The sequence below is a fragment of the Pseudovibrio axinellae genome, assembly GCF_900110875.1.
GTDB lineage: Bacteria > Pseudomonadota > Alphaproteobacteria > Rhizobiales > Stappiaceae > Pseudovibrio > Pseudovibrio axinellae.
The window spans coordinates 1-2,970 of sequence record NZ_FOFM01000064.1 but is presented as its reverse complement, the minus strand read 5'-3'; the positions used below and the strand labels follow the sequence as shown (position 1 = coordinate 2,970).

At 48.9% G+C, this 2,970-nt stretch carries 2 protein-coding genes; one reads left to right on the top strand and one right to left on the bottom strand.

All coding sequences use genetic code 11. From position 1 onward, the window contains the following. Window positions 1–202: 202 nt before the first annotated feature. Window positions 203–583 carry a sulfotransferase family protein gene (locus BMZ51_RS23395; RefSeq protein ID WP_139201478.1) on the top strand — a complete coding sequence of 127 codons (381 nt, stop codon included), beginning with the start codon at window positions 203–205 and terminating at the stop codon, window positions 581–583. Window positions 584–645: 62 nt separating this feature from the next. On the opposite strand, the gene BMZ51_RS23390 is transcribed toward BMZ51_RS23395, so the two are convergent. Then, window positions 646–2,970 (bottom strand): autotransporter domain-containing protein (locus BMZ51_RS23390; RefSeq protein WP_208979639.1); only part of this gene is annotated, 2,325 nt, incomplete at its 5' end.

The window sequence follows — 2,970 nt, the reverse complement described above, 5'->3', positions numbered from 1 at the left end:
TATCGCTGAAACGAGATTTCTTCATAAAATCAGTCCTCAATATGAGGTGACAATATCTCTACTTTTGAACTCGATCAATTAGCGGGGGGATTACCACCCCTTCTCTGTAGCTTTGAGTACTAAAGCCGTTGCTAACATAGGAAAGCATGACGAACAGCATGCTGGCATTGTAAAGCGTTGGGCTCGAGATATCGATCACCGGATGATAGGGCATATCGGGAAGTCTGATCACCTTACAGCAGTATTGTTGCTATACATGCGTAAAATGATGGCTGCTCCGCCAAAACACCCGTTTATTAAGTATGAGAACTTCGTTATAGACCCCAAACCTGAGTTGATGAAGGTTTTAGACCACCTAGGCCTTGACTGGGAAGATAAGCTGTTAAATGCGCATCAGATGTACAATGAGGGTGAGTTAGGGCATGGAAGAATAAAATTATGGAAACCTATACACCAAGAGTCTCTTGATAAGTACAAATCAATAAACCAGGAGACATTTGATAAGATTTACTCGATAGCATCACCGGCACTGGATCTATATGGGTACGAGATTGACGATAAAAATGATATTGTTTTTGGATAATGACTCTTTGATTACCCCACCGTTTCAACTCTCAAAAATTAAGTTGGCGATGTCCACCGATCTTAAAACGTCATCATCATATTCAACTTAATGCCATAGACTTCATAGTCAGATACACCGATCCCATCGTAAAAGCCTTCGCTATAAAGGCTGAAATTACGGTTTGGGAGAGACACCTTGGTCCCTGCCTCAAACCGAGCTCTCATATTATCATCCCATGAAGCCAGCAGGTCATCTCCAGGTATGGTAGTCTGAGGTTTCTCAAAATCGTATATACCGGAGACGGAAAAGAACGGTGCAAAATGCCAGCCGCTTTCACTGACAAAATTAAAGGATACACGGGGCCCAAATTCCAGGCGCCCAAAATTGAAATTCTGGTTTCCTATTGAATTCCCTAGTGTATCCTTGTAGGCCTTTTGTTGCTCATGAAAGTACGTGATACGAGCGAAAGGATTAACGGTCAATTCAGCGATCGTGAAATCACCTGTTAATCCTGCCTGCAACAAAAACCTCTCCGTCTCAAAACTGTCCTCAAACAGGCCTAATGCATTTACTTCATTGCTTGACTTTCCATAGGTCGCGCGTGCGTCGAAGAGTAAATTGTCTTTCAGACGAATAACCGAGTACGGGCCAACCATCCAACCTTGCCCGCTGACTTTTGTGCCGGCAGCGCGGTTAGTTTCCTCAGAAATGTCCAGCTGAGCCATCAGACCAAAAAGAGCTGAGTTTTTATAGCGATAATCAACTCCAAAGAAGAAGAGACCGTTATCGCTGGAGTATTCATTATCGTTCGCACGCGCATAAGTACCCTGTGCCCAAAAATCTAAACCAGATACGTCACTCTTACCTGAATCCTCTTCGCTCTGAGCGACCATAAATGGATCAGGGACTGTTTGCCCTGGAGAGCCTTGCACCGTTTTTGAATCGCTAAGTGGAGAGAAATCATATGCAAAGCGTTGAATTGCATCATTGCCCGAAGCTGCTTGTTGCTGATGGAGACGGTTTTGGAAAGCTGCCAAGCTAAACTTGAAGGAGGCCGTCTGACTATGCGCCATAATATCGTAGGATAGACCATTTACATTTTTTTGCTCTCCAAAAGAGCCGCCTCGTAACCGCTGAACGATATTCGGCTGCTCTGAAACAATCCGATCTGCTCGGTTCGAAACGAACGTGGCTATGACCTGCTTGGTCCGGGCAATATCAGCCTCGCTATCGCGTGTGTTAGTGAGTGAGAAGTCAATTGACGCGATGCCAGAGATTTCTGCACTTACGACATAACTGGAAAACAATTTCCCTCCAACAAACGGCGAGGCTACTAGGTTAGCCGTTATATTTGAGGATACGGCACGACCGCTCGTATCGGTCAATATAGTTTCTTCATTTGTGCCTGTACTAGCGAAGGTGAGTGAAGCGCCATGGACCGGTGCTTGAAACACTACGCGCGCATTGGGAACCGGATTATTGCTGGTGTCCCTTACAATCACCACAAGCGGGTCGCTGAACTGATGCCCAATTTGGGTTGATTGCTCTGAGCCACTCTCCACCGATGCTGAAGCAGCTGCACCCGTCAAATTGGTGAGGCTAAAGTCTGCTGTTGGGGCAACGCCAACAACAGAGGCTTCAACCGTGTAAGGCCCGCCAGCTGACGCATTGGCGCTCACGCTTAAGGACGCTTCACCTGCACTGTTGGTGGTCGCTGTTTGTGTCACTGCACTCAGGCCAGCCCCGCTGGAGGGACCGGTAAAGGTCACGGTTTCCCCAGCAACCGGATTGCCGCCTGTGTCTAACACCGTCGCAACAAGCGGGCTTGCAAAGCTGGAGGAGATTGTCGTGCTCTGGTTATTACCCGCGCTCACAGAGATGGTTGCAGCGGCACCCGTCAAATTGGTCAGGCTAAAGTCTGCTGTTGGGGCAACGCCAACAACAGAGGCTTCAACCGTGTAAGGCCCGCCAGCTGACGCATTGGCGCTCACGCTCAAGGAAGCTTCACCTGCACTGTTGGTGGTTGCTGTTTGTGACACCGAGCTCAGGCCAGCCCCGCTGGAGGGACCGGTAAAGGTCACGGTTTCCCCAGCAACCGGGTTGCCGCCTGCGTCTTCAACCGCGACAACAAGCGGGTTAGTAAAGCCGGAAGAGATTGGTGTGCTCTGGTTATTTCCGGAGCTTACAGAGATCGATGCAGCGGAACCCGTCAAATTGGTCAGGCTAAAGTCTGCTGTAGAGCCAACGCCAACAACAGAGGCTTCAACGGTGTAAGGCCCTCCTGCGGAAGTATTGGCGCTCACACTCAGTGACGCTTCACCTGCACTGTTGGTGGTTGCTGTTTGTGAAACCGAACTCAGGCCAGCCCCGCTGGAGGGACCGGTAAAGGTCACGGTTTCCCCAGC